At 62.6% G+C, this 25,579-nt stretch carries 19 protein-coding genes and 1 other RNA gene; 12 read left to right on the top strand and 8 right to left on the bottom strand.

The features are described from left to right. Nucleotides 1–292: 292 nt before the first annotated feature. The 3 genes from KCG88_RS25335 (at nucleotide 293) to KCG88_RS25325 (ending at nucleotide 3,198) form a co-directional block, all read left to right on the top strand. The gene (locus KCG88_RS25335; RefSeq protein WP_011060203.1) at nucleotides 293–1,057 is read left to right on the top strand and encodes a GntR family transcriptional regulator; all 765 of its coding nucleotides are present in this window, start codon (nucleotides 293–295) and stop codon (nucleotides 1,055–1,057) included. A gap of 208 nt (nucleotides 1,058–1,265) precedes the next feature. Next, nucleotides 1,266–2,216, top strand: coding sequence for a LysR family transcriptional regulator (locus tag KCG88_RS25330; protein WP_047284886.1), 951 nt, complete (start codon nucleotides 1,266–1,268; stop codon nucleotides 2,214–2,216). Between the two features lie 148 nt (nucleotides 2,217–2,364). Further along, nucleotides 2,365–3,198 (top strand): hypothetical protein, encoded by an 834-nt coding sequence (locus KCG88_RS25325; RefSeq protein WP_015634766.1) that lies wholly within the window; start codon nucleotides 2,365–2,367, stop codon nucleotides 3,196–3,198. 83 nt (nucleotides 3,199–3,281) lie between these two features. Here the strand turns inward: KCG88_RS25325 and guaD are convergent, their stop codons facing one another. The 4 genes from guaD to xdhA form a co-directional block, all read right to left on the bottom strand. Next, nucleotides 3,282–4,586, bottom strand: coding sequence for a guanine deaminase (guaD, locus tag KCG88_RS25320; protein WP_210713360.1), 1,305 nt, complete (start codon nucleotides 4,584–4,586; stop codon nucleotides 3,282–3,284). Nucleotides 4,587–4,610: 24 nt separating this feature from the next. Beyond that, on the bottom strand, nucleotides 4,611–5,453 hold the full coding sequence (xdhC, locus tag KCG88_RS25315) for a xanthine dehydrogenase accessory protein XdhC (RefSeq protein WP_210713359.1): 843 nt from the start codon (nucleotides 5,451–5,453) through the stop codon (nucleotides 4,611–4,613). 85 nt (nucleotides 5,454–5,538) lie between these two features. Continuing rightward, nucleotides 5,539–7,938, bottom strand: coding sequence for a xanthine dehydrogenase molybdopterin binding subunit (gene xdhB / locus KCG88_RS25310; protein ID WP_210713358.1), 2,400 nt, complete (start codon nucleotides 7,936–7,938; stop codon nucleotides 5,539–5,541). Continuing rightward, the gene (gene xdhA, locus KCG88_RS25305) at nucleotides 7,931–9,385 is read right to left on the bottom strand and encodes a xanthine dehydrogenase small subunit (RefSeq protein WP_210713357.1); all 1,455 of its coding nucleotides are present in this window, start codon (nucleotides 9,383–9,385) and stop codon (nucleotides 7,931–7,933) included. Before xdhA ends, xdhB begins: the two co-directional genes overlap by 8 nt. Nucleotides 9,386–9,651: 266 nt before the next feature. Here xdhA and KCG88_RS25300 point away from each other — a divergent pair, with 266 nt between their 5' ends. The 7 genes from KCG88_RS25300 (at nucleotide 9,652) to KCG88_RS25270 (ending at nucleotide 19,706) form a co-directional block, all read left to right on the top strand. After that, nucleotides 9,652–10,311 (top strand): GntR family transcriptional regulator, encoded by a 660-nt coding sequence (locus KCG88_RS25300; protein WP_047284895.1) that lies wholly within the window; start codon nucleotides 9,652–9,654, stop codon nucleotides 10,309–10,311. 2 nt (nucleotides 10,312–10,313) lie between these two features. Then, nucleotides 10,314–13,802: a chromosome segregation protein SMC gene (smc, locus tag KCG88_RS25295; RefSeq protein ID WP_047284898.1), complete on the top strand. Its 3,489-nt coding sequence runs from the start codon at nucleotides 10,314–10,316 to the stop codon at nucleotides 13,800–13,802. Nucleotides 13,803–14,070: 268 nt separating this feature from the next. Continuing rightward, the gene (zipA, locus tag KCG88_RS25290; protein ID WP_047284900.1) at nucleotides 14,071–14,925 is read left to right on the top strand and encodes a cell division protein ZipA; all 855 of its coding nucleotides are present in this window, start codon (nucleotides 14,071–14,073) and stop codon (nucleotides 14,923–14,925) included. Between the two features lie 125 nt (nucleotides 14,926–15,050). Then, nucleotides 15,051–17,417 carry an NAD-dependent DNA ligase LigA gene (gene ligA, locus KCG88_RS25285; RefSeq protein ID WP_210713356.1) on the top strand — a complete coding sequence of 789 codons (2,367 nt, stop codon included), beginning with the start codon at nucleotides 15,051–15,053 and terminating at the stop codon, nucleotides 17,415–17,417. Nucleotides 17,418–17,537: 120 nt separating this feature from the next. Continuing rightward, a complete protein-coding gene (locus tag KCG88_RS25280; RefSeq protein WP_047284905.1) occupies nucleotides 17,538–18,704 on the top strand; it encodes a putative zinc-binding metallopeptidase in 1,167 nt (388 codons plus the stop codon). Nucleotides 18,705–18,917: 213 nt separating this feature from the next. Next, an RNA gene (gene ffs / locus KCG88_RS25275) (signal recognition particle sRNA small type) lies at nucleotides 18,918–19,014 on the top strand. Nucleotides 19,015–19,205: 191 nt separating this feature from the next. Continuing rightward, nucleotides 19,206–19,706 (top strand): GrpB family protein, encoded by a 501-nt coding sequence (locus tag KCG88_RS25270; RefSeq protein ID WP_047284907.1) that lies wholly within the window; start codon nucleotides 19,206–19,208, stop codon nucleotides 19,704–19,706. Nucleotides 19,707–19,751: 45 nt separating this feature from the next. Here KCG88_RS25270 and KCG88_RS25265 read toward each other — a convergent pair whose 3' ends face one another. Next, the gene (locus tag KCG88_RS25265) at nucleotides 19,752–20,618 is read right to left on the bottom strand and encodes a LysR family transcriptional regulator (protein WP_210713355.1); all 867 of its coding nucleotides are present in this window, start codon (nucleotides 20,616–20,618) and stop codon (nucleotides 19,752–19,754) included. A 105-nt stretch (nucleotides 20,619–20,723) separates the two neighbouring features. Between KCG88_RS25265 and KCG88_RS25260 the strand changes: the two genes are divergently transcribed. Continuing rightward, on the top strand, nucleotides 20,724–21,653 hold the full coding sequence (locus KCG88_RS25260) for a DMT family transporter (RefSeq protein WP_210713388.1): 930 nt from the start codon (nucleotides 20,724–20,726) through the stop codon (nucleotides 21,651–21,653). 55 nt (nucleotides 21,654–21,708) lie between these two features. Here the strand turns inward: KCG88_RS25260 and KCG88_RS25255 are convergent, their stop codons facing one another. From KCG88_RS25255 to KCG88_RS25245, 3 genes are all read right to left on the bottom strand, one after another. Next, complete coding sequence (locus KCG88_RS25255; RefSeq protein ID WP_047336142.1) at nucleotides 21,709–22,602, bottom strand: DUF2167 domain-containing protein; 894 nt, start codon at nucleotides 22,600–22,602, stop codon at nucleotides 21,709–21,711. Between the two features lie 131 nt (nucleotides 22,603–22,733). Beyond that, complete coding sequence (locus KCG88_RS25250; RefSeq protein WP_011060219.1) at nucleotides 22,734–23,105, bottom strand: VOC family protein; 372 nt, start codon at nucleotides 23,103–23,105, stop codon at nucleotides 22,734–22,736. Between the two features lie 146 nt (nucleotides 23,106–23,251). Then, on the bottom strand, nucleotides 23,252–23,566 hold the full coding sequence (locus KCG88_RS25245; RefSeq protein WP_011060220.1) for a helix-turn-helix transcriptional regulator: 315 nt from the start codon (nucleotides 23,564–23,566) through the stop codon (nucleotides 23,252–23,254). Nucleotides 23,567–24,010: 444 nt separating this feature from the next. Between KCG88_RS25245 and KCG88_RS25240 the strand changes: the two genes are divergently transcribed. Then, nucleotides 24,011–25,576 carry a PAS domain-containing methyl-accepting chemotaxis protein gene (locus KCG88_RS25240; protein ID WP_210713354.1) on the top strand — a complete coding sequence of 522 codons (1,566 nt, stop codon included), beginning with the start codon at nucleotides 24,011–24,013 and terminating at the stop codon, nucleotides 25,574–25,576. Nucleotides 25,577–25,579: the final 3 nt, after the last annotated feature.

Raw genomic sequence — 25,579 nt, 5'->3', positions numbered from 1 at the left:
GCAAAAAACCACATCCGGCGCGCATTGATCGAGGCGGGCTCGAGCAATGGGCCATTAATGGGGTTCAAGTTCCAAGCCTAAACTTAAAAGTAACTTTGCATTGCAATACAGCCGTGACTACAAATAGCCGTACAGTCGTTGAACAAGTCGCGGGCCCGACAACACTTTTTGCTAGTGATGGCCATGGGTTGTGTACAATGTGCCTCTGTTTTAACGCGATACTTGCCAGCGACCCACCGTGGCGTATTAAAGTCACGCTGAAATCGCCGCAGTCCTCCCGACCCGAGTGCCCATGAACGAACAGTTGCAACCTCTCAAGAAACAACCGCGAGCAGGCAAAGCCGGTCGCAGCGGAACCCAGGACGATATTGTCTACGCGCACATCTTTGAGGCCATCCTCGAGCAGCGCCTGGCGCCGGGCACCAAATTGAGCGAAGAGGCGCTGGGGGAGATTTTCGGAGTCAGTCGGACCATTATCCGTCGCGCCCTGTCGCGCCTGGCCCATGAAGGCGTGGTCCTGCTGCGGCCCAACCGTGGCGCGGTCGTCGCCAGCCCGAGCGTCGAGGAAGCCCGCCAGGTATTTCTCGCCCGGCGCCTGGTGGAGCGGGCCATCACCGAGCTGGCCGTGCAGCATGCTACTGCCGAGCAGTTGCTGGAGTTGCGGCAGATGGTCAACGAGGAACGCGACAGCTTTTCCCGCGGTGATCGCGGGGCCGGTATCCGCCTTTCCGGGGAGTTTCACCTGAAGCTGGCCGAAGCGGCGAAAAATGCCCCGCTGATCAGCTTTCAGCGCAGCCTGGTGTCCCAGACCTCGCTGATCATTGCCCAGTACGAAAGCGGCAACCGTTCGCACTGCTCCTACGATGAGCACACCCAACTGATCGATGCCATCGAGGCCCGGGACGGCGAGCTGGCGGTGAACCTGATGATGCACCACATGGACCACATCGACAGCAAGCTCAACCTCGACGAGGAAAGTGCCTCGGATGACCTGCATGCGGTGTTCTCGCACCTGCTGCAGACCAAGAAGCCGGGGCGGCCAAGCGCCAAGCTCTAAGCTGCAAGCCCTGCGTTTCAAGCAATCCCTCGCTTCGTGTGCTGCACGGAGCGAGGGATTGTTGTTTCTGTGGACCCTTGCCGGGCCTTGGTTTGGGCCTTTTGTTGCGGTTTTTGTTCAAGATTGTATACAGTGCCCGCTTCGAGGCGCATGGTCCGGCAGCAGTCGGCCAAGGCTCGCCTCTCGCCCTGCGAAAGGAGCCCGCGGCATGAGCGGCAGAACGCTACGAATTCATTCCTCCGCGATCCACTATTTCGACATGGTCCGGCGCTGCCGCTCGATCCGCGAGGCTGCCCGGCGCTTGAATGTCGCGTCCTCGGCAGTGAATCGGCAGATTCTCAAGGTCGAGGACGAGATCGGCGCGCCGCTGTTCGAGCGCTTGCCCGGCGGCCTGCGCCTGACCATGGCCGGGGAGATTCTCAGCCGTCACGCCAACCTGGTGTTGCAGGACCTGGAGCGGGTGCGCCTGGAGTTCGACGCCTTGCGCGGCCTGAAAAGCGGCCACGTGGAGATCGCCACCGCCGAAGGCGCCACGGTGGATCTGCTGCCCTCGGTGCTCAAGCGCATGCGTGATCACTACCCGCAAGTGACCATCGGTGTGACCGTGCAGGGTTCGCAATCCATTCCCCAGGCCCTGATCAACAGCCGCGCCGACCTGGGCCTGGCCTTTGCTGTGCCACGGGCCGCGGAAATCCGCCAGTTGAGTGTCGGGCATTTCCGCCTGGGGGCGCTGGTCAGCCCGGACCACCCGCTGGCCGAGCGCGGCAGCGTCAATTTCGCCACCTGTGCCGAGCACGGGCTGATCCTGGCCAAGAGCGAGCTGTCGATCCATCACCTGCTCGCGCCGCTGCACAAGCGTCTGGGTCTGCTGGACAAACCGCCACTGCAGAGCAACTCCATGGAGCTGGCACGGCAGATGGCCCGGCACAACATGGGGGTGGCGTTCCAGACCCGGGTCGGGGTCGAGGCGGATCTGCAAAAGGGCGAGCTGTTGCATATTCCCCTGAGCGACCAGGGCGGCATCTACAGCGACCTGGGGCTCTACGCCCGCAGCGGGCGCGACCTGCCCAGCGCGGTGGAGGCGTTGGCGCATTTACTCAGTGAGGAGATCACTCTTCGCGAACGGGCCGAGCGCGCCTTCGGCCAGCCGGTGCTCTGAGTCCGGCCTCCTGGGCCTGTGTTGCCATTTCGGCAGCGCCCTGGTCGATATTCTGTGCTTTGGGCGCTGTGGCGCTTGTGTCGATACTGCGTGCGGTCGGCAGCCAGCGAAGCTGCCTAAAGCCACACCGCCACAGGACATAATAAAAATGAAAAAGGCACTACAAGGCGCAACCCTGCTGATGAGCATGATCGGAGCAGGGGAAGCGGCCGCCCTCGAGTGGATGAACAACAGCGTCGGCTTTCGTTACGGCAAGGAGTTCACCAACCCGAACAACCCGCACTACATCAGCAAGCGCATCTACAGCTTCACCCACGCCAGCGGTTACCAGTACGGCAGCAACTACCTGCACCTGGATGTGCTGCTCTCCGACAACGACGACCCGCGCAAGGGCACCAACAAGGGCAGCAGCGAGGTCTACGGGGTCTATCGCCACCAGCTCTATTCCTCCCGGGTATTGGACACGCCGCTGGGCACCGGCCTGATCAAGGACTACGCGCTGACCATGGGTTTTGACGCCAGCCGCAACAACAACCTGGGGTCGGCGAAAAAGCGTGCCCTGGTCTTCGGCCCGACCCTGAAGTTCAACACCGTCGGGGTGCTGGACCTGAGCCTGCTGTACTACAAGGAAAACAACCATTCCGGGATCCCCGGGGCCAAGGACCCGGATCACACTTTCGACGACACCTACCTGCTCAACCTGGCCTGGATGCGACCTTTCGAAGTCGGCACCCACGCTGCCAAGTTCCAGGGGTTCGTCAACTACACCGGGGAGAAGGGCCACGACTACAACTACCGCGACACTGCCCCGGAAACCCTGATGCGTACCTCGCTGATGGTGGCCGTGCTGCCGGGCAAGAACGTCAAGCCCAACCTGTACCTGGGTGTCGGCTACGAGTACTGGCACAACAAGTTCGGGGTGGACGGCGGCCGTGGCAGCCGCACCTCGACACCGACCCTGAACATGGAAGTGACCTTCTAGGCTCGCCCGCAGTCCGGGCCTGGATCCAGGCAAAAAAATCCCCCGTGCGCGTCTGGCGAACGGGGGATTTTCATTTTCCGGGGTTAGCGCTGGTGGACCTGCTGGCCGGCGGCAAAGGTCTGCAGCACGGTGCGGTCGTCGCCCAGGGTCATCAGCACGAACAGGGTTTCGGCAATGCTGTTGGCTTGCTTGAGGCGGTAGCTGAGCAGCGGAGTGGCGTGATAGTCGAGGACCAGGAAGTCGGCGTCGGTGCCCGGATGCAGGGTGCCGATCTTGTCTTCCAGGCGCAGGGCCCGGGCGCCGCCGAGGGTGGCCAGATACAGCGACTTGAATGGGCTCAGGCGCGCGCCTTGAAGTTGCATGACCTTGTAGGCCTCGTTGAGGGTCTGCAGCAGCGAGAAGCTGGTGCCGCCACCGACGTCGGTGCCCAGGCCGACATTGAGCTTGTGCTTTTCCGCCATCGGCAGGTTGAACAGGCCGCTACCGAGGAAGAAGTTCGAGGTGGGGCAGAAGGCCACGGCCGAACCGGTTTCAGCCAGGCGTGCGCATTCGTCGTCGCACAGGTGCACGCCGTGGGCGAACACCGAACGCTCGCCGAGCAACTGGTAGTGGTCATACACGTCCAGGTAACCCTTGCGTTCCGGGAACAGCTCCTTGACCCATTGGATTTCCTGCAGGTTTTCACTGATGTGGGTCTGCATGTAGAGGTCGGGGTATTCGGTCAGCAACTGTCCGGCCAGGGTCAGTTGCTCCGGGGTGCTGGTGGGGGCGAAGCGCGGGGTGACTGCGTAGTGCAGGCGGCCCTTGCCGTGCCAGCGCTCGATCAGCGCTTTGCTTTCCTGGTAGCCGGATTCGGCGGTGTCGGTCAGGTAGTCCGGGGCGTTGCGGTCCATCATCACCTTGCCGGCGATCATCCGCAGGTCGAGCTTCTCGGCGGCGGCGAAGAAGGCATTGACCGACTGCGGGTGCACGCTGCCAAACACCAGGGCGGTGGTGGTGCCGTTGCGTAGCAGTTCCTTGATGAAGATGTCCGCCACTTCATTGGCGTGATCGGGGTCGGCGAACTGGCTTTCGCAGGGGAAGGTGTAGGTGTTGAGCCAGTCCAGCAACTGCTCGCCATAGGCGCCTACCATGCCGGTCTGCGGCAGGTGGATATGGGTATCGATGAAGCCCGGTGTGATCAGGGCATCGGGAAAGTGCTCGACCTGCACCCCGGCGGGCAGCCCGGGCAGCAGTTCGCTGGCGTGGCCGAGGGCGCTGATCCGGCCGTTTTCTACTACCAGCAGGCCGTCTTCGAAATACTCATAGGAGGCTTCGATGCCGACTTCGGCCGGGTCGGCGATGCTGTGCAGGATGGCGGCACGGTAGGCTTTGCGAGTCAAAGGCATGGGGCGTTCTCAGTGTGTGGCGTGTCAGTGTGCAGCCTGGCTGCGGCGTGAGACCGGCAGCAGTCTGGCAATGGGTTCGGCGCTGGCGCTGGGCTGGCCGAAATGGGCGTTATAGGTGGCGATGATCTCACCGGCAATGGAGATGGCGATTTCCACAGGCAACTTGCCTTTGACTTCGCCGAGCCCCATCGGGCAGCGCATGCGCTGCAAGGTTTCGGCGTCGAAACCGCGGTCACGCAGGCGGTGTTCGAACTTGACCCGTTTGGTCTTCGAGCCGATCAGGCCGAAATAGGTGAAATCGTTGCGCTTGAGCAGGGCCGCGGTCAACTCCAGGTCCAGCTGGTGATTATGGGTCATGACGATGCAATAACTGCCGGCGGGCAGGTTGTCGATTTCGTCCACCGGTTCTTCGCTGACGATCTTGCGTACTCCAGGGGGGATCTGCTCGGGAAACTCCTGCTCCCGGGAATCGATCCAGCTCACCCGGCAGGGCAGGCTGGCCAGCAGTGGCACCAGCGCGCGGCCGACATGCCCGGCACCGAACACGGCGATCTGCGCCTGCACCTGGCCCATGGGTTCGAACAGCAGCACCGTGGCACCGCCGCAGCACTGACCGAGGCTGGCGCCGAGGCTGAAGCGCTCCAGATGGGTCGCCTGCTTGCCGGTGGCAAGCATGTCCCGGGCGATCTGCATGGCCTTGTATTCCAGGTGCCCGCCGCCAATGGTGTCGGAGGCCTGGGTGGCGCTGACCACCATTTTCGAGCCGGCATTGCGCGGCGTCGAGCCGAGCTCCTCGATGATGGTCACCAGCACGCAGGGTTCTCCCTGGGCCTGCAGGTCGGCGAGGGCGCTGATCCAGTTGTACATGTTCACCTCGACATCTTGGTTGTCTGTGTGGGCCTCTTCATCGGCACGCCGGCTCCCGCAGGAGCCGACTTGCCGGCGCGGGCCGTTACAGCGGCGCCAGCTCGGCTTGCGGGTCCGTGGTTCTGGTCACCTGCAAGCGGCGCATCTGCTCGCAGCCCCACAACACTCGCTCCGGAGTGGTCGGCGCATCGATCTGCGGCTGGTGGCGGTAGTCGCCGAGGCTCGCCACCGCATCCTTGATCGCGCACCAGGCAGCGATACCCAGCATGAACGGCGGTTCGCCCACGGCCTTGGAATGGAACACCGTGTCTTCCGGGTTCTTGCGGTTTTCCACCAGCTTGACTCGCAGGTCCAGGGGCATGTCGGCCACTGCCGGGATCTTGTAGCTGGCCGGGCCGCAGGTCTCAAGCTTGCCCTTGGTGTTCCACACCAGCTCCTCGGTGGTCAGCCAGCCCATGCCCTGGATATAGCCGCCCTCGACCTGGCCGATGTCGATGGCCGGGTTCAGGGAGGCGCCGACGTCATGCAGGATGTCGGTGCGCAGCATCTTGTACTCGCCGGTCAGGGTGTCGACTATCACCTCGGCGCAGGCCGCGCCGAAGGCGAAGTAGTAGAACGGCCGGCCCCGGGCCTGGGCACGGTCGTAGTAGATTTTCGGGGTCTTGTAGAAGCCGGTGCTGGAGAGCGACACCTGGGCGAAATAGGCCTGCTGGATCAGTTCCTCGAAGGTCAGGATATGCTCGCGGACACGCACGTGGCCGTTGTGGAACTCCACGTCTTCCTCACTGACCTGATACTTGCGCGCGGCGAATTCCACCAGGCGGTTCTTGATGGTCTGCGCGGCATTCTGCGCGGCCTTGCCGTTCAGGTCGGCACCGCTGGAAGCGGCGGTGGGCGAGGTATTGGGCACCTTGTCGGTATTGGTGGCGGTGATTTGCACCCGGTCGATGTTCACCTGGAACACCTCGGCCACCACTTGCGCCACCTTGGTGTTCAGGCCCTGGCCCATTTCGGTGCCGCCGTGGTTCAGGTGGATGCTGCCGTCGGTGTAGACATGGATCAGCGCGCCGGCCTGGTTGAGGAAGCTGGCGGTGAAGGAAATGCCGAATTTCACCGGGGTCAGCGCCAGGCCCTTTTTCAGGATCGGGCTGTTGGCGTTGTACCGGCGGATGGCTTCTCGGCGTTCGGCGTACTGGCTGCTGGCTTCCAGTTCGGCGGTCATTTCCTCGAGCATGTTGTGCTCGACGGTCTGGTAGTAGTGGGTGACGTTGCGCTCGGTCTTGCCGTAGTAGTTGGCCTTGCGCACTGCCAGCGGGTCCAGGTGCAGATGGCGGGCGATGGCGTCCATCACCTCCTCGATGGCCACCATACCTTGCGGGCCGCCGAAGCCGCGGTAGGCGGTATTCGACGCAGTGTTGGTCTTGCAGCGATGGCCATTGATGGTGGCATCGCCCAGGTAGTACGAGTTGTCGGCGTGGAACATGGCACGGTCGACGATGGACGCCGAGAGGTCCGGTGAACAGCCGCAGTTGCCCGCCAGCTCCAGCTGGATGCCGTGCAGGCGCCCGCTGCTGTCGAAGCCCACGTCGTATTCGACGTAGAAGGGGTGGCGCTTGCCGGTCATCAGCATGTCTTCGACCCGTGGCAGGCGCATCTTGGTCGGCTGGCCGGTCAGGCGTGCCACCACCGCGCACAGGCAGGCGGGGCTCGCGGCCTGGGTTTCCTTGCCGCCGAAGCCGCCGCCCATGCGCCGCATGTCCACCACTATCTTGTTCATCGACACGTCGAGCACTTCCGCCACCAGCTTCTGCACTTCGGTGGGGTTCTGGGTCGAGCAGTAGACGATCATGCCGCCGTCTTCGGTGGGCATCACCGAGGAGATCTGGGTTTCCAGGTAGAAGTGTTCCTGGCCGCCGATGTGCAGGGTGCCCTGGATGCGGTGTTCGGCACTGGCCAGGGCGCTGGCCGAGTCGCCGCGCTGATGGGTGTGGCTGTCCAGCACGAAGTGGCGCTTGCGCAGGGCCTCGACCACGTCCAGCACCGGCTCCAGGTCTTCGTATTCGATGATCGCGGCCATGGCCGCCTTGCGCGCGGTTTCCAGGTCGCGAGCGGCCACCGCCAGCACCGGCTGGCCGACGAACTGCACGGTGTCGATGGCCAGCAGCGGGTCGCCGGGCAGCAGCGGGCCGATGTCCTTGAGGCCGGGAATGTCCTCGTGGGTAATGGCGATGCGCACGCCTTCGAAGGCGTAGCAGGGGGCGGTGTCGATGCTGATGACCTTGGCGTGGGCCCGGTCCGACAGTCGCGCGTAGACGTGCAGCTGATTGGGGAATTCCAGGCGGTCGTCGATGTACACCGCTTCGCCGGACACATGTTTGTCGGCGCTGTCGTGCTTGACGCTGCGGCCGACGCCGCTGGTCAGGTCCTGTTGAAACAGGGCGCTCAGTTCGGCTTGAGTCTTTTCGACCTTGTGATGGTTAGACATAAGCGGTCACCCGGGTCTCGATGTGCGGTGTTTGCAGTTCGATGAAGTATTTGCGCAGCAGGTTTTGCGCACTCAGCAGGCGGTATTCCTTGCTGGCGCGAAAATCCGAGAGCGGGGTGAAATCTTCTGCCAGCGCGGCACAGGCCCGCTCGATGCTGGACTGATGCCAGGGCGCGCCGATCAGTGCGGCTTCACAGCTCTTGGCGCGCTTGGGGATCGCCGCCATGCCGCCGAAGGCGATGCGCGCATCGCTGACCACGCCGTTGTCGATGCGCAGGTTGAAGGCGGCGCAGACCGCGGAAATGTCGTCGTCCAGGCGCTTGGAGACCTTGTAGGCGCGGAACAGCCGTTCGGCGCTGGCCCGGGGCACGATGATCTTCTCGATGAACTCGCTTTCCTGGCGGGCGGTGACCCGGTAATCGATGAAATAGTCTTCCAGGGCCAGGGTGCGGCGCACTTCGCCCTTGCACAGGACGATCTGCGCGCCCAGGGCAATCAGCAGCGGCGGCGAGTCGCCGATGGGCGAGGCGTTGCCGATGTTGCCGCCCAGGGTGCCCTGGTTGCGGATCTGCAGCGAGGCGAAGCGCTGCAGCAGTTCGCCGAAGTCCGGGTATTCGGCGCGCAGGGCGTCGTAGCAGTCGGTGAGGGCGGTGGCGGCGCCGATTTCCAGGCGATCGTCGAAGTGTTCGATGCGCTTCATCTGGGCAATGTTGCCGACATAGATCATCACCGGCAGGGTCCGGTGGAACTGGGTCACTTCCAGGGCCAGGTCGGTGCCGCCGGCCAGCAGCCGGGCTTGCGGGTAGGCGTCATAGAGGTCGGCCAGATCGGCCACTGTCAGCGGCACCAGGCAGCGCTTGTCGCCGCTGTTGAGCTCACCGGTGTCCTTGGGCGCAATGGCCTTGAGGCGGCTGATGGTCTCGGCCTGGCGCGCATCGAACTGATCGCTCTGCCCACCACAGCAGGCCTGCTCGGCGGCGGCGAGGATCGGCCGGTAGCCAGTGCAGCGGCAGAGGTTGCCGGCCAGGGCTTCATGGGCCTTGTGGGCGTCGGGTTGGCTGCTGTTTTTCTGCAGGGCGAACAGCGACATGACGAAGCCCGGGGTGCAGAAGCCGCACTGCGAGCCGTGGCAGTCGACCATGGCCTGCTGCACGCTGTGCAGTTGCCCCTGGTGCTTGAGGCCTTCGACGCTGATCAGGTGCTTGCCGTGCAGGGAGGAAACGAAGGTCAGGCACGAGTTGAGGCTGCGATAGCGAATGCTTTCGCTGCCTTGCGCATCCGTCTGCAACTCGCCCACCACCACGGTGCAGGCGCCGCAGTCGCCGCTGGCGCAGCCTTCCTTGGTGCCGGGCTTGCCCAGGTGCTCGCGCAAATAGTTGAGCACGGTCAGGTTGGGGTCCAGGGCATGCTCGCTACGGAGTTCCTGGTTGAGTAAAAACTGGATCACGGAAGGCCTCGCAGACTCATTATTGTTGTTAACCGACGTCAGCCGAATTTAGTCATGTCTGACTTTTCGGTCAATGATTTTCTGACTTCAAGGTCAGGAAATTTTCGACTCCAACAATTCAAGTATGAACGGCTGTGGAAAATTGCTCGGATCACGGTCAATTTGCTTATTTCGTGCCAAATTCCGCCCCTTGGGCACTCCGCGATGAAGTGGCAATTGCGCTACACTGCGCGGCTTGTGCCGATTAAAGATTTTGAAGGAAAACCATGACGTTCAAGGCGCCGGACAGCCTCGCCGAGCAAATTGCTCACCACCTCGCCGAACGTATCATTCGCGGGGATCTCAAGCCTGGGGAGCGCATTCAGGAACAGAAGGTCACCTTGGCCCTCAATGTCAGCCGTGGTTCGGTCCGCGAGGCCTTGCTGATCCTCGAGCGCCGCCATCTGATCGCCATTCTGCCGCGCCGTGGCGCCCACGTGACCGAGCTCACCGAGCACAAGGTCCGCAGCCTGTGCACGCTGATGAGCGAGCTGTACATCCTGCTGGGCAACTCGGTGGCCAGCGGCTGGACACAGCAGAGCGACATGACGCCATTCCTGCAGATCCAGCAGCGGCTGGAGAGTGCCTACGAACGCCAGGACATCCGTGCCTTCGTCGAAGACAGCTTCAGCGTGATGCGCGCGGCCTATCCGTTCGCCAACAACCCCTACCTGCAGGAGACTGTCGAGAACCTGCAGCCGGCCATGAGCCGCGCCTATTACCTGGCGCTGGACCAGCGCAAGGCATCCATGAGCGAGTACCTGGCGTTGTTCGAGCAACTGCTGGCCGCGGTATTGGCCCGTGACCTGGTGCAGATCCGCCAGGTACTGACGGCCTATGCCCAGCGCAGCAGCGATCTGGTGGTATCTGCGTTGGCGGATGCGTAAACGTGCGACTCAAGTGCATCAAGCTGGCGGGGTTCAAGTCCTTCGTCGATCCGACCACGGTGAACTTCCCCAGTAACATGGCGGCGGTGGTCGGGCCCAATGGCTGCGGCAAGTCGAACATCATCGACGCCGTGCGCTGGGTGATGGGCGAAAGCTCGGCGAAGAACCTGCGCGGCGAATCGATGACCGACGTCATCTTCAACGGCTCCACCAGCCGCAAGCCGGTGAGCCAGGCCAGCATCGAACTGGTGTTTGACAACTCCGATGGCACCCTGGTGGGCGAGTACGCCGCCTATGCGGAAATCTCCATTCGCCGCAAGGTGACCCGCGACAGCCAGAACAGTTATTTCCTCAACGGCGCCAAATGTCGCCGTCGGGATATCACCGACATCTTCCTCGGCACTGGCCTGGGGCCACGCAGCTACTCGATCATCGAACAGGGCATGATCTCCAAGCTGATCGAAGCCAAGCCCGAGGATCTGCGCAACTTCATCGAGGAAGCCGCGGGCATCTCCAAGTACAAGGAGCGCCGGCGCGAGACGGAAAACCGCATCCGCCGCACTCACGAGAACCTCGCCCGCCTGACCGACCTGCGCGAAGAGCTGGAGCGTCAGCTCGAACGCTTGCATCGCCAGGCCCAGGCCGCCGAGAAGTATCAGGAATACAAGGCCGAGGAGCGCCAGCTCAAGGCGCAACTGTCGGCCCTGCGCTGGCAGGCCCTGAATGAGCAGGTGGGCCAGCGCGAGTCGGTGATCGGTAGCCAGGAAGTCAGCTTCGAGGCCCTGGTGGCCGAGCAGCGCAACGCCGATGCCGCCATCGAACGCTTTCGCGACGGGCACCACGAGCTCTCCGAACGCTTCAATCTGGTGCAGGGGCGCTTCTATTCGGTGGGCGGTGACATCGCCCGGGTCGAGCAGAGCATCCAGCATGGCCAGCAGCGCCTGCGGCAGTTGCAGGACGACCTCAAGGAAGCCGAGCGCGCGCGCCTGGAAACCGAGTCGCACCTGGGGCACGACCGCACCTTGCTGGCGACCCTGGGGGAAGAGCTGGCGATGCTCGAACCCGAGCAGGAAGTCACCGCCGCCGCAGCCGAAGAAGCCGCTGCAACCTTGGAAGAAGCCGAAACCACCATGCACGGCTGGCAGGAGCAGTGGGACGCCTTCAACCTGAGTTCTGCGGAACCGCGGCGCCAGGCGGAAGTGCAGCAGTCACGCATCCAGCAGCTCGAAGGCAGCATGGAGCGGCTGTCCGAGCGCCAGCGGCGCCTGGGGGAGGAGCGCGAGTTGCTTTCGGCCGACCCGGAAGACGCGGCGATCCTCGAACTCAACGAACAACTGGCTGCCAGTGAGGCGACCCTGGAAGACCTGCAAGCCAGCGAGGAGTCCCAGGTCGAGCGCCTGGAACAACTACGCCAGCAATTGCAGCAGGCAACCCAGGCACAGCAGCAGGCTCAGGGTGAATTGCAGCGCCTCAATGGCCGGCTGGCCTCCCTGGAAGCCTTGCAGCAGGCCGCACTGGATCCCGCCACGGGCACCGCCGAGTGGTTGCGTGAGCAGCAGTTGGCCGAACGCCCGCGCCTGGCCGATGGCATGCATGTGGAAGCAGGTTGGGAGCTGGCGGTGGAAACCGTGCTTGGCGCCGATCTACAGGCGGTGCTGGTGGACGATTTTACCGGCCTTGACCTCGCGGGTTTCCAGCAAGGCGATCTGCGCCTGCTGAGCCAGCAAGGCGATGCAATGCGCATCCCCGGCAGCCTGCTGGACAAGGTGGAATCCACGGTGGATCTGTCGCCTTGGCTGGGTCAGGTCAAGCCGGTGGAAAACCTCGAACAGGCCCTGGCCCTGCGTGGGCAACTGGCTGCCGGACAGAGCCTGATCAGCCGCGATGGCTACTGGGTCGGCCGGCATTTTTTGCGGGTGCGGCGCGCCAGCGAAGCGGAAAGCGGCGTGCTGGCCCGGGGTCAGGAAATCCAGCAATTGACCCAGGAGCGCGATGAGCGCGAAGCCAGTGTCGAGGCCCTGGAAAGCCAGTTGCTCAACCTGCGGGCCCAGCAGCGCCAGCAGGAGAACGGTCGCGAGCATCTGCGCCGCCTGCTGCAGGACGAAGCCCGCCAGCAAGGTGAGCTGAAGGCCAAGCTGTCTGCCGGCAAGGCCAAGGCCGAACAACTGACCTTGCGGCGTACCCGTCTCGATGAAGAGCTGGTGGAGCTTGGCGAACAGCGCGAGCTGGAACACGAACAGATTGGGGAGGCGCGCCTGCAATTGCAGGACGCTCTCGACAGCATGGCCCTGGACACCGAGCAGCGTGAGCTGCTGCTGGCCCAGCGCGACAGCCTGCGCGAGCGTCTTGACCGGGTGCGCCAGGAAGCGCGCCAGCACAAGGATCACGCCCACCAGTTGGCAGTGCGCATGGGCTCGCTCAAGGCCCAGCACGATTCCACCCGGCAGGCTCTGGAGCGTCTGGAGCTGCAATCCGAGCGTCTGACCGAGAAGCGCGAACAACTCAGCCTCAACCTGGAAGAAGGCGAGGCGCCATTGGAAGAGTTGCGCCTGAAGCTCGAAGAGCTGCTGGAAAAACGCATGACCGTGGATGTGGAGCTCAAGAGCGCGCAGATCGCCCTGGAAGATGCCGACCGCGAACTGCGCGATGCCGAGAAGCGCCGCAACCAGGCCGAGCAGCAGTCGCAGTTGATTCGTGGCCAGTTGGAGCAGCAGCGCATGGAATGGCAAGCCCTGACCGTGCGCCGCAAGACCTTGCAGGAGCAACTGCTGGCCGACGGCTACGACCTGGACGGCGTGCTGGCGACCCTGACCGCAGAAGCCAGCGAGCAGGCCGCCGAAGAAGAGCTGGAACGGATTGCCGCACGGATCCAGCGCCTGGGCGCAATCAACCTGGCGGCCATCGATGAGTATCAGCAGCAGTCCGAGCGCAAGCGCTATCTGGATGCCCAGGATGCCGACCTGGTGGAGGCCCTGGAAACCCTGGAGAACGTGATCCGCAAGATCGACAAGGAAACCCGTAATCGATTCAAAGATACCTTTGATCAGATCAACGGCGGTTTGCAGGCACTCTTTCCAAAAGTTTTCGGTGGCGGCAGCGCTTATTTGGAACTGACGGGCGAAGATCTACTCGATACAGGGGTAACGATCATGGCGCGTCCTCCGGGCAAGAAGAACAGCACCATTCATTTGCTCTCCGGTGGCGAAAAGGCATTGACCGCATTGGCCCTGGTATTTGCCATCTTCAAGTTGAACCCGGCGCCGTTCTGCATGCTCGACGAAGTTGACGCACCGCTGGATGACGCTAACGTTGGACGCTACGCGAGATTGGTTAAAGAGATGTCGCAGACCGTGCAGTTCATCTATATCACCCACAACAAGATCGCCATGGAAATGGCTGATCAGTTGATGGGGGTAACGATGCACGAACCCGGTTGTTCGCGCCTGGTAGCCGTGGATGTCGAGGAGGCGATGGCGATGGTGGACGCTTGAGTCCGGTCGACTGAGGCGACTGTAGGGGGCAAGTAGGGGGCAAGTAGGGGGGATTTTTCCCATTACCCAGCTGGCCAATCGATATATTGGCCCTAGCCGTTGCGACAGACGGTGTAAAGTTGCCTTTGGTCGTGCTAGTTTAATGTCAATTTTTCCTATGCGTGGGCAAAACGCCATTCAGAACATAGAGTTGGCGCCACGTTTTAAAGCGGTTTGCAGATTGTAAACCCCTTATTTTTCAGCATTTTTTATAGAGGCACGGGATTACATGGAAATCGGTCTGCGCGAGTGGCTGATCGTCATCGGCATTATTGTTATCGCCGGTATTCTTTTTGATGGCTGGCGGCGTATGCGCGGCGGCAAGGGGAAGTTGAAGTTCCGTCTTGATCGAAGTCTTTCCAATCTGCCGGACGATGAAGGCAGTGCCGAGCTGTTGGGCCCGCCCCGCGTTCTGGATACCCATAAAGAGCCGCAGCTGGACGAGCATGACCTGCCGTCGGTGAGCATGCCTGCCCGCGAACCTCGGGAAAGTTCTTCGTCCAAACGCGGCAAGCGTGGTGGCGAGCCGCATCAGGGCGACCTCAACCTGGACCTGGATCTGGACAGTGGCCCGAGCTTCAGCAGCCGCGACGATGATTTCCCGGCCGAGGAAAGCAAGTCCGCGAGCCACAGCGACAAGGACCAGCCGCAAGCCGAAGAAGTGCTGGTGATCAGCGTGATCTGCCGCGACGCTGCCGGCTTCAAGGGGCCGGCCCTGTTGCAGAACATCCTGGAAAGCGGCCTGCGTTTTGGCGAGATGGATATTTTCCACCGCCACGAAAGCATGGCTGGCAACGGCGAGGTGCTGTTCTCCATGGCCAACGCGGTCAAGCCGGGCGTGTTCGACCTGGACGATATCGACCACTTCAGCACCCCGGCTGTCAGCTTCTTCCTTGGCCTGCCGGGCCCGCGTCACCCCAAGCAGGCCTTCGACGTGATGGTGGCGGCGGCGCGCAAGTTGTCTCAGGAGCTCAATGGCGAGCTCAAGGACGATCAGCGCAGCGTCCTGACTGCCCAGACCATCGAACACTACCGCCAGCGCATCGTCGAATTCGAACGCCGCGCCCTGACCCAAAAGCGCTAAGCTCCTGGAACCAGCCCCTCCATGTAGGGGCTGGTTTGTGCAGGAACTGGCTTGCCAGCGAAGCCCTTGCCCCAATCTTCAGATCGAGCAGCCTAGGCTGCTCTTTTGCTTTGTGAGAGAACCCCATGACCGCCGCCGAAACCCGCATTCTTGAGCTGCGCGCTGAGCTGGACCAGCACAACTACCGCTACCACGTACTGGATGAACCGAGCATCCCGGATGCGGAATACGACCGGCTGTTCCGTGAGCTCAAGGCCCTGGAAGCCGAGCACCCTGAACTGGTGACCAGCGATTCGCCAACCCAGCGTGTCGGCAGCGCAGCGCTTTCGGCCTTCACCCAGGTGCGTCATGAAATCCCCATGCTCAGCCTCGGTAACGCCTTCGAGGAAGTCGACGTGCGCGAGTTCGATCGCCGGGTCAACGAAGGCCTGGACCTGCCGGCCGGTGATCTGTTCGGTGGCGGTGCGGCGGTGGAGTACAGCTGTGAGCCCAAGCTCGATGGCCTGGCAGTCAGCCTGCTGTACCAGGATGGCGTACTGGTACGCGGCGCCACCCGTGGCGATGGCACCACCGGTGAGGACATCAGCGTCAATGTGCGAACCGTGCGCAACATTCCCCTCAAGCTGCAAGGCAGTGGCTGGCCGGCAACCCTGGAAGTGCGCGGTGAAGTGTTCATGTCCAAGGCCGGCTTCGAGCGCCTGAATGCTGCGCAACTGGAAGCCGGTGGCAAGACCTTCGCCAACCCGCGCAACGCCGCGGCGGGCAGCCTGCGCCAGCTGGATTCGAAGATCACCGCCAGTCGGCCCCTGGAGTTCTGCTGCTATGGCCTGGGCCAGGTCAGCGCGGACATTGCCGACACCCACATCGGCAACCTTGAACGGTTGAAGCAGTGGGGCATGCCCATCAGTCGTGAACTGCGGTTGGCCAAGGGCATCGACGAATGCCTGGACTACTACCGCGAGATCGGCGAGCGGCGCAATGCGTTGCCTTATGAGATCGACGGCGTGGTGTTCAAGGTCAACAGCATCGCATCCCAGCGGGAACTGGGTTTCCGTGCCCGGGAACCGCGCTGGGCCATCGCCCACAAGTTCCCGGCCATGGAAGAGCTCACCGAGCTGCTGGACGTGGAGTTCCAGGTTGGTCGTACCGGCGCGGTGACGCCGGTGGCGCGTTTGCAGCCAGTCAAGGTGGCCGGGGTCACTGTATCCAACGCTACTTTGCACAACATGGATGAAGTGGCGCGCCTGGGCTTGATGATCGGTGACACGGTGATCATCCGCCGTGCCGGCGACGTGATTCCGCAAGTGGTGCAAGTGGTGACCGAGCGTCGCCCGGAGAACGCCCGCCCGGTGCAGATCCCCGAGAGCTGTCCGGTCTGTGGTTCCCACGTAGAGCGCACGCAACTGGTCAAGCGCAGCAAGGGCCGGGAAACCGTCAGCGAAGGTGCGGTGTATCGCTGCGTTGGCCGGCTGGCCTGCGGGGCCCAGCTCAAACAGGCGATCATCCATTTTGTGTCCCGTCGTGCCATGGATATCGAAGGCCTGGGGGACAAGACCATCGAACAGTTGGTGGACGAGAACCTTATTGCCTCGCCGGCTGATCTCTACAGGCTCAAGTACGAGCAGATCATCGACCTGGAAGGCTTTGCCGAGGTGTCCAGCAACAAACTGCTCAAGGCCATCGAAGACAGCAAGCGTCCGGCCCTGGCGCGCTTCATCTATGCCCTGGGTATCCCGGATGTCGGCGAGGAAACCGCCAAGGTCCTGGCGCGCTCCCTGGGTAGCCTGGAGCGGGTTCAGCAGGCACTACCGCAAGTGCTGACCTATCTGCCGGATGTCGGTCTGGAAGTGGCTCACGAAATCCACAGCTTCTTTGAGGACAGCCATAACCAGGAAGTCATCGGTTCCCTGCTGGCGGCAGATCAATGCGGCCTGGTGCTGCAGGACCAGGGCGAACTGGGCGCCGAATTCGCCGCCAGCACCACCCTGGGCGGCATGCTCGACAAGCTCAACATCCCTTCAGTAGGTCCGGGCGCCGCGCAGAAACTGGCGGACAAGTTCGGCTCCCTGCAAGGCGTGATCGAGGCTGACTGGCTGGACATGCGCCAGGCGCTGCCAGAGAAGCAGGCCAAGGCGGTGCGTGAATTCTTCGACAACCCGGCCAATGCACAATTGGCCCAGGCCATCGAGCAGCAGCTGCAGGCCTTCGGCATGCATTGGCAGAGCGAGAAGAAGGTGGTCGCGGGCCTGCCGCTGGCGGGGCAGACCTGGGTGCTTACGGGCTCCCTGGAACTGATGAGCCGCGACGTGGCCAAGGACAAGCTGGAAAGCCTTGGTGCCAAGGTGGCGGGTTCGGTCTCGGCGAAGACTCACTGCGTGGTGGCCGGCCCCGGCGCCGGTTCCAAACTGGCCAAGGCCAACGAACTGGGGCTCAAGGTGCTGGACGAAGAAGCTTTCGTTGCTTTCCTGACCGAGCACGGCGTCCCGACCTGAGCTGTAGCCGCTGCCGTGCCTTGGGGGGCGCCTCGTCGCCAGCGGCGCAGTGGTACGAATCTTGGAACCCCGCAGGCTTGCCCATGATCTAGTCTTGGCAAGCCCCAGGGAGGATTCGCCATGTACCGCTTCTTCGAGCAGCTTAGTTCCCGGATCGCCGCCCCCTTTGTCGGCGACCGTTCACGTAACAGCAAACTCTGGTCTTGCCGCTGCGGGCAATCGCTGTTCTTTCGCAACAGCCAGTGCCTGGCCTGTTCGGCAATGCTTGGCTACGCACCGCATCTGGGTCTGCTGTCTTCCCTGCAGCCCGGGCCGGCGGGCGATACCTGGGTGCTGGATGCCAAGCCCGAGGCCGGTGCCTTCAGGCGTTGCGCCAACCTCGATACCCCGGCGGCCTGCAACTGGCTGCTGCCGGCGCATCTGACCGACAGCCTGTGCGTGGCCTGCAAGCTCAATCGCACCATTCCCGACCTGTCCATAGCCGAGAACCCGGAACGTTGGCGCAAGGTGGAAATTGCCAAGCGGCGGTTGGTGGCGCAATTGCTTGACCTGGGGTTGCAGGTGATCCCCAAGAGCGAGGATGAGCAGGCCGGGCTGGCCTTCGATTTCATCGGTGTCGATCTGGAGGGCAGGGCGCCGGTTACCGGGCATGCCAACGGCCTCATTACTCTGGATATCAAGGAAGCCGACGACGCCCACCGGGAAAAGATCCGGGCCCAGATGCATGAGCCTTATCGCACTCTGCTCGGGCATTTCCGTCACGAAGTGGGGCATTACTACTGGGACCGGTTGATAGCCAACAGCCCCTGGCTGGAAGCCTTTCGCAGTCTCTTCGGCGATGAACGCTACAGCTACGCGCAAGCCCTGGAGCGGCACTACCAGAAGGGCGCGCCGGCTGGCTGGCAGCAAAGCCATGTCAGCGCCTACGCCACCATGCACCCCTGGGAAGACTGGGCGGAGACCTGGGCTCACTACCTGCACATGGTGGATGCGGTGGATACTGCCCTGGGTTTCGGCATGAGCGCCCGGGATGTCGACCTCGACTACCAGCCGTTTCCCTTGAGCAGCCTCTACGATCCGCAGCACCCAGGCGGGCCGGCATTCCTGGCTTTCGTCAATGCCTGGATCGAACTGGCGGGTATGCTCAACGAACTGTCCCGCAGCATGGGCCAACCGGATTTCTACCCCTTCATCCTGCCGCCCGCGGTGATTGCCAAGCTGCACTTCATCCACCTGGTGATCCAGCAGGAAGGCGGCCGCGCCGACGAAGTCCTGTCCCTGGACTGATCCTGAGCGTCCTGTAGGGGCGAGCTTGCTCGCAAAGGCCCCGGCGCGATTTCCCTGGTGCACCGCGATGCCTGTTTCGCCCCCACGGCAGGTGGGCCACGGCCAAGTGTTTGAAGCTCATCGAATTTTAATCTGCAGCCAGCGGTTGTAAGTTCGACTCAGATAGGTACAATGGCGCGGCTCGCCGTCAGGCGAGCGTCGTTATGGTGACCCCATCGGTCCCCCCGCAACGATTACCCGTGAACCTGGTCAGAGCCGGAAGGCAGCAGCCACAGCGGGAACATTGTGTGCCGGGGTGTGGCTGGTGGGGTTGCCTCCATAACGCTCCTCGTTGGTCCTCAACGAGATGAATCAAAATTCCTGCAAACCCTCCAGCTCGTGCAGCGTTTCTGTTGACGTGCCGTTGTCGTGCGCCTTTTTTGTGGGTCGCCAATCCCTGTGTCCTGTTGGCTCGGGCGCGGGCTCCTGGAATATCCAACGCCTTTGCATCAAGGAGTGGTGATGGCGCTCACCAGTAAGATCTCCCTCTATGACGATCATTGGCCTGCGGCATTTGCAGGGGAGAAGGCGCGCATAGCCAGAGGTTTCGGCTGCGAGCTGGTGGATATTCATCACGTGGGGAGCACTGCTGTTCCAGGATTGGCGGCCAAGCCGGAAATCGATCTGCTGGTGGTGGTCGCGGAGCAGGTGGATGAAGCCGCGCGCAATGCCTTCATGGCGACGTTGGGGTATGTCCGGGGTAGCAATCTGTCCCCCGGGCATCATTTTTACCGCCGCGATGTAGAGGGTATACGCACCCACAAGGTGCATGTCTGTGTCGGCGGCCATGAGCAGGTGGGGCGCATGCTGCGCTTTCGCGATCTCTTGCGTCAGGACAGCGACATCCGCCAGCAGTATCAGGATCTGAAGTTTCGGCTCGAGGCCAGCAATCGCGAGGGGATTGGCGAGTACCTTGCGCAGAAAGCCCCCTTTATCGATGCCCTGATGGGGGCTCAGTCCTAGTGACTGCAAATGCTTGGTGTTGCCTGCTAGGTTGCTGCGAGGCTATCAGGCCCCCAGTTGCTCCTGCAGCAACTGGGCAAAGGCGTCCCTGGCGCCATGGTGTTGTACATCCTTGTGCCAGACAAAGCGGTTATCCACTGGCTGCAGGTCGTCGAAGCGCTGCACGCTCAGGTTGGCCGATTGCGAATAGCGCTCCAGCACCCCTTCCGGTATCAGCGAGACCCCGGCCCCTACGCTGACGCAGCCGATGATGGTGCCCCAGCTGGCATAGCCGGTGATGGGCAGGTTCAGGCCGTGCCTGCCCAGCCAATTTTCCAGGGCGCGGCGATAGGGGCAGCCGGGCGGCCACATGAACAGGTTGTGGTGCTGTAAGTCGCTGGCGCTGTGGATAGGGGCGCTGTTGGCGCTGGAGATCAGCACCAGGGGTTCGTGGTAGAGCACGGTCTGTTGCAGTTTGGCCGGCAGGCTGTCGACGGCCACCAGAGCGCCGTCGATGCGTTGGTGCTGCAGCTCTTCAAAGAGTTGCGACCAGGTTCCGGTCACCAGCTCCACGCTCACCTTCGGATAGCGCTTGTGGTATTGCGCGAGCAGGGGAGGCAGGCGCCCACCGGCGCATGACTCGATCGAGCCCAGGCGCAACAGGCCGCTGGGTTCGGCCTGGCTGTCCACCGCACGCTTGGCTTCATCCACCAGGGCCAGGATGCGTTCACTGTAGCCAAGGAAGATTTCCCCGGCGGGGCTGATCCGCAGGCCGCGTCCGACTCGGGTAAACAGCTCGGTGCCCAGCTCGCCTTCCAGCTGCTTGAGGCGGTTGGTGATATTGGACGGCACGCAATGCAGTTGCTCGGCCGCTCGGGCAATGCTGCCGGTGCGGGCCACGGCCTTCACCATTTTCAGTTGGGTCAGTTCCATTGCTCATTTCCAGTGAGGAATAGCTTCAGTATCGGTTAATTGTGGTGAATTGTGCAGGGCGCGACACTGCAGGTCCTCTTCTTGTCCGTGGATACCTGTGTCGTGATGATCTCGCCCCTGTTCAAGCTGGTGCTGGCCACCGCTGCGGTGATTCTGTGTTGGGCCTATTCGCCGGTGGGCATCCATATCGGCCTGGAGGGCTACAGCCCCGGGCACCTGGCCTTGCTGCGGTTCCTGATTGCCTCGCTGTTCATGGCCGCAATGGCGCTGGTGCTGAAGATCTCCCTGCCGCGCTGGCGCGACCTGCCCTGGCTGCTGGTACTGGGGTTCTTCGCCATCGCTTTTCATCACGTCAGCCTCAACTACGGCCAGCAAGGGCTGAGCGCCGGAGCATCCAGCGTGTTGGCGCAGTCTGCGCCGATCTTCAGCACGCTGATCGCGTTTTTCTGGCTCAGGGAGCCGGTCAGTGGCTGGCGCTGGCTTTGTGTGGTGATCGGGCTGTTGGGGGCGGTGCTGGTGGTGGCCGGTGACAAGGGCTTGGGGTCGATCGAGCCGCGAGGGCTGCTGGTGCTGTTGGCGGCGTTTTCCTGGGGGCTGTACTTCGTCTTGCAGCGGCGCTTTTCCGGGCGCTATGGGGTGTTGACCACCGTCTGCTACATGGTCTGGGGCGGTACGCTACTGCTCTTGGTGTATGCCCCCGGGCTGACACAGGCGGTGGCTCAGGCATCACTGCGGGTGAACCTGGCGGTGCTGTTGCTGGGACTGTTTCCCAGTGCACTGGCTTACCTGGCCTGGGCCTATGTGCTGGCACGGGTCGAGGTCAGCCGCGCGTCGATCGCCATGTACCTTATCCCACCGGTGGCGATGCTGCTGGCCGCGACGGTGCTGGGCGAAATTCTGCAAGCGAGCGTGGCGCTGGGGGCGGCTGTGGTGCTGGGCAGCGTGATGGCGATGCAATTGGACGGGCGTTGGCGGTGGCGCCGGCGCTTGTCGGCGACACCTGTCAATGAGGTGCCTGCCGGGCAAGGCCGCTAGCGCCGGCCTTGCAAGTGACAGCGCCGCGCAATGGCGGGGCGCTGCCGGGTGGGATTCAGCTCTTTTTCTTGAACAGGCGGCCGATGAAGGCGGCAAGGCCTAGTACCCCCAGGACGATGAATTTCTTGCCGGCCAGGAGCAGTACGCCGAGCTTGGCGAAGAGCCCGGCCTTGCTGGCGAGGCCGCCGGCCACCAGGGCGGCGAGGCCGTAGGAGGCCAGTTTGTCGGTGCTCGGGTTGTAGTCGGCGTAGCGGTTGCCGTCGGTGAAGTTGGTAAAGGCCAGCACCTTGGGAATCTCGCGCTTGATGGTCTCCAGGTCGTCCATTGAAGCCACGGCATTGAGTTCCAGCACACCTTCGCGACCCAGCACGCGGATGCTGTAGTTCAAGGTGTTGTTCTGAGCACCCTCGGCCTTGAGTTCGCGGGCCCAGTACATCTTGTGCGATTGTGCGTCATAGCTTGGCTGCTCGGCCCAGCCCAGCAGGTGAATGGCGCCGTAGCCCTGTTCCTGGCGCTGCTTGTTGTCTTCCTCGTCCGCTTCCTGCATCTGCTTGAGCAGGTCCTGGTAGTCGATCTTCGCGGCGTCGTCGTCGGAGATGTGCCCATCGTTCTTGTAGCTGATGATCACGCCCCAGCCTTCGGCGGACAGCGGGCTGACGTCGCTGGGCACGATCATGCCCAGGGTGGTGAAGCCAGGTGGATTGCCCCAGCCCTCGGTGAGCAGCTTCTCGGTGTCCTTGGGGTTGAGGTAGTAGAACTCCTTGCTCAGATCGAGGCTGGCGATATCCCCGGGCAGCTTGACGTTGCCGTGGCGTGGGGAGAGCGAGGCGAGAAACTGTTCGGCGGTCTGGGGTTCGGCGTCCTTGCTCTCGGGCGCGGTAGCGGCGCTGGCAAGAAAGGGCAGGGCGCAGAGGGCGGCCATGGCCATGAGGAGACGCAGGTACTTCATCGTATTCCCTTACATTTTGTGACAAGTTGGCGGGGAGGATAACGATGAGTGCCGGGCGGCTCAATGTGGCGTTCGGTTTTATTTTGCTTCGAGGCAGGGCGCCGACGCCGGCGCCGTTTCAGGGGGGCGACTCAGTCGATGGTCAGGTACAGCACTCGCAGACGGTGGCCGTCCGGGTCGAGGGCCACCAGGGTGTAGCCGAAATCCATCTGGGTTGGCGGCTGGGCGATGGTCATGCCCAGGGCTTGCCAGTGCCGATGCAGTTCATCCACCGCTTCACGGCTGTCCACGGCCCAGCCCAGTTCGCCGCCACCGCCGGCAGCCTGAGCGCTCGGCTGCACGGTGTGTCGGGACCAGAGGCCAAGCTTGATCCCCGAATCGAGGATGAACAAGGCGAAAGTCGGGCCGGATTCCACTGGCGGCTTATCCAGCAAACGGCTGTAGAATTCTGCGCTGAGGGCAGGGCTGTCTACATAGAGCAGGAAATAGGTGTTGGTGATCATGGCGACTCCAGAGGCCTTTGGGCGTTACGTTGGGCGCAAGCTTAGGGGGCTGGCCTGTCAGTTCCTGTCAGGAGTCGTCGATTGAAAAAGAGGCCGGCTTATCGGTGTCGATAAACCTGCCTCTTGGAGTTGATTTGTTGCGGGGCTCAAGGCTTGGACAAGGCCTGGTCTACCGCTGCTATCAGCTTTCCCAGATCCTTCGGGGTGGCTTTGTGAATGACACCGAACAAATAAGCCCGCTGTTCCTCTTCGTCGCCCAGATCGGCGAAGAAGGCTTTCAGCTTCACTCCCAGTACTTCGGCTAGCAGAAATAGAGCTTCAACGCTGGGGGTGTAGGTGCCGGTTTCGAAGCGGCTGATGGTTTTTGGGTCAAAACCGGTTTTTTCACCTAGTTCAGCCTGAGTAAGCCCCGCTACCTTTCGATAGCGCTTGATGGCTGCACCCAAACTTGAAATTTGCATCGCTCAATTCCCATTTAGAATCAAGAACTTAACGATAAATATTGGCATTAGACAACACCATGGTTCATCACCTTGCTTTGCAAAATGTGATGCATTTCGTAGAATCGGCGCTTCGGACAGGTATTTGGTGATCTAGTTTCAGAAGGCTGGTTTATGAAACAAGAAATCATTGCATTTCCCTTGTTCACCTAAACCAAGGACTTGGCAGAGGCTCGAACGTCTCGTAGATCCCGCCAACGCTCCGTCCGCCGTCCCCACCTGACGCCTCATCTGATCCTAGTTGATCTCCGTCGAATCGATGGTCAACTGCCGCGCAAACCGCTGTACGGCTGCAATCAGGGCGAACCTTCCGATTGAGCCGTACCGCCAGGAAAGTACATCGCGAATCAGCCTCTTGCCGGGTGCCGGTAACTGTTGATCGCAGGCTGTCTATGGAGTTCTAAAGTGCGTCTCAATTTGCCGGTCACCTCTGTTGAGCAGACCTTTCCCGACCAGCAGCGGCTCATATCCGCCACCGACATCAACAGTCACATCACGTACTGCAACGCCGAGTTCGCCGCGATGAGCGGTTTCAGCCAGGCCGAACTGATCGGCAGCACCCATAACCTGGTACGTCACCCGGACATGCCGGCGGCGGTGTTCGAGTCGATGTGGGGTTACCTGAAGGCCGGCCAGAGCTGGATGGGGGTGGTGAAGAACCGTTGCAAGAACGGCAATTTCTATTGGGTCAGCGCCTATGTCACGCCGATCCTCGAGGACGGAAAACTGGTGGGCTACGAATCGGTGCGGGTCAAGCCAAGCCGAGAGCAGGTCAGCCGCGCCGAAGCCTTGTATGCGCGCCTGCGGGCCGGCAAGGCGCCGGTTTGCGCCTGGCGCCGCATCGAGGCCGCGACCCGGCCCCTGCTGCTGCCGGTGGCGGTGGCGGTAGGCTGCCTGGCCGCGTTCAAATGGTTGCCGATGCTGGCAGCCCAGGGCCTGACAGTTGCGGGTTTCGTGGCTGTCGGGCTGCTGGCCCAGCGCCGCCTGGGGCAGCAGCTCAAGCAGATTGTCAGTAGCACACCGAACACCTTTGCCGATCCGATCTGCGCCCTGGCCTACAGCCAAGCGCTGGGGCCGGCGGCGCAGTTGCAGATGATCCTGATCAGTGAGGAGGCGCGGCTAAAGACTGCCCTGACTCGCCTCAGTGATCTGGCCAGGCAGATGGCTACCGCAGCAGCCGATTCCAGCCAATTGTCCAGCCGCATCGAGTCGGCGCTGCTGGAGCAGCGGGCGGAAACCGACATGACCGCGGCCGCCATGACCCAGATGGCTGCTTCAATCACCGAGGTCGCCGAACACGTCCAGCACACCGCCAGCGAAGCCCACACCGCCAACCTCCTGGCCCGGCAGGGCAGTGAGGTGGCTGGCACCTCGCGGGATGCCATCCAGTTGCTGGCGCGCACCGTGACCCAGATCAACCAGGCTGTGGGCGACCTGGCCGGGCAGACCCAGGAGATCATGGTGGCGGCGAGCATGATCCAGGCGATTGCCGACCAGACCAACCTGCTGGCCTTGAATGCGGCCATCGAGGCGGCCCGGGCCGGTGAGCAGGGCCGTGGTTTTGCCGTGGTCGCCGATGAGGTGCGGGCCCTGGCCGGCAAGACCCGCGAGTCGACCCAGCAGATCCAGGGCATCATCCAGAGCCTGCGCGCCGGGGCCGACGAAGCCGTGCAGATCGCCAGCCTGGGCATCGAGGAGGCGGAGCAGGGCGTGCAGCAGGTGGTCCAGGCCCAGCAGGCTCTGCAAGGCATCGGCGCGGCAGTGGAGCGCATTACCGATATGAGCCAGCAAATGGCCGCGGCATCCCAGGAGCAGTCCCATGTAGCCGAATCGGTGTCCGAGCAGATCAACAGTGTCGCCGTCACCGTGCAGCGCACTGCCGAGAATGCCAGCGCCGGGGTGGTTCGCGGCGCCGAGCTGGAAAACATCTCTTCCGGGCTGCGTGCCCTGGTCGAGCGGTTCAACCGCTAGCGA

It is taken from the genome of Pseudomonas sp. MWU349 (assembly GCF_017947325.1).
GTDB classification, from domain to species: Bacteria; Pseudomonadota; Gammaproteobacteria; order Pseudomonadales; family Pseudomonadaceae; genus Aquipseudomonas; species Aquipseudomonas protegens.
The sequence above is the reverse complement of the archived record's forward strand: the minus strand, read 5'-3'. Positions and strand labels throughout refer to the sequence as shown.

What these genes read in the sequence shown, in the direction of transcription:
- KCG88_RS25335 (WP_011060203.1), top strand. Translation starts at nt 293, where the DNA reads ATGAACGAACAGTTGCAACCTCTCAAGAAACAACCGCGAGCAGGCAAA.
- KCG88_RS25330 (WP_047284886.1), top strand. Translation starts at nt 1,266, where the DNA reads ATGAGCGGCAGAACGCTACGAATTCATTCCTCCGCGATCCACTATTTC.
- KCG88_RS25325 (WP_015634766.1), top strand. Translation starts at nt 2,365, where the DNA reads ATGAAAAAGGCACTACAAGGCGCAACCCTGCTGATGAGCATGATCGGA.
- guaD (WP_210713360.1), bottom strand. Translation starts at nt 4,586, where the DNA reads ATGCCTTTGACTCGCAAAGCCTACCGTGCCGCCATCCTGCACAGCATC.
- xdhC (WP_210713359.1), bottom strand. Translation starts at nt 5,453, where the DNA reads ATGTACAACTGGATCAGCGCCCTCGCCGACCTGCAGGCCCAGGGAGAA.
- xdhB (WP_210713358.1), bottom strand. Translation starts at nt 7,938, where the DNA reads ATGTCTAACCATCACAAGGTCGAAAAGACTCAAGCCGAACTGAGCGCC.
- KCG88_RS25300 (WP_047284895.1), top strand. Translation starts at nt 9,652, where the DNA reads ATGACGTTCAAGGCGCCGGACAGCCTCGCCGAGCAAATTGCTCACCAC.
- zipA (WP_047284900.1), top strand. Translation starts at nt 14,071, where the DNA reads ATGGAAATCGGTCTGCGCGAGTGGCTGATCGTCATCGGCATTATTGTT.
- ligA (WP_210713356.1), top strand. Translation starts at nt 15,051, where the DNA reads ATGACCGCCGCCGAAACCCGCATTCTTGAGCTGCGCGCTGAGCTGGAC.
- KCG88_RS25280 (WP_047284905.1), top strand. Translation starts at nt 17,538, where the DNA reads ATGTACCGCTTCTTCGAGCAGCTTAGTTCCCGGATCGCCGCCCCCTTT.
- KCG88_RS25270 (WP_047284907.1), top strand. Translation starts at nt 19,206, where the DNA reads ATGGCGCTCACCAGTAAGATCTCCCTCTATGACGATCATTGGCCTGCG.
- KCG88_RS25265 (WP_210713355.1), bottom strand. Translation starts at nt 20,618, where the DNA reads ATGGAACTGACCCAACTGAAAATGGTGAAGGCCGTGGCCCGCACCGGC.
- KCG88_RS25260 (WP_210713388.1), top strand. Translation starts at nt 20,724, where the DNA reads ATGATCTCGCCCCTGTTCAAGCTGGTGCTGGCCACCGCTGCGGTGATT.
- KCG88_RS25255 (WP_047336142.1), bottom strand. Translation starts at nt 22,602, where the DNA reads ATGAAGTACCTGCGTCTCCTCATGGCCATGGCCGCCCTCTGCGCCCTG.
- KCG88_RS25250 (WP_011060219.1), bottom strand. Translation starts at nt 23,105, where the DNA reads ATGATCACCAACACCTATTTCCTGCTCTATGTAGACAGCCCTGCCCTC.
- KCG88_RS25245 (WP_011060220.1), bottom strand. Translation starts at nt 23,566, where the DNA reads ATGCAAATTTCAAGTTTGGGTGCAGCCATCAAGCGCTATCGAAAGGTA.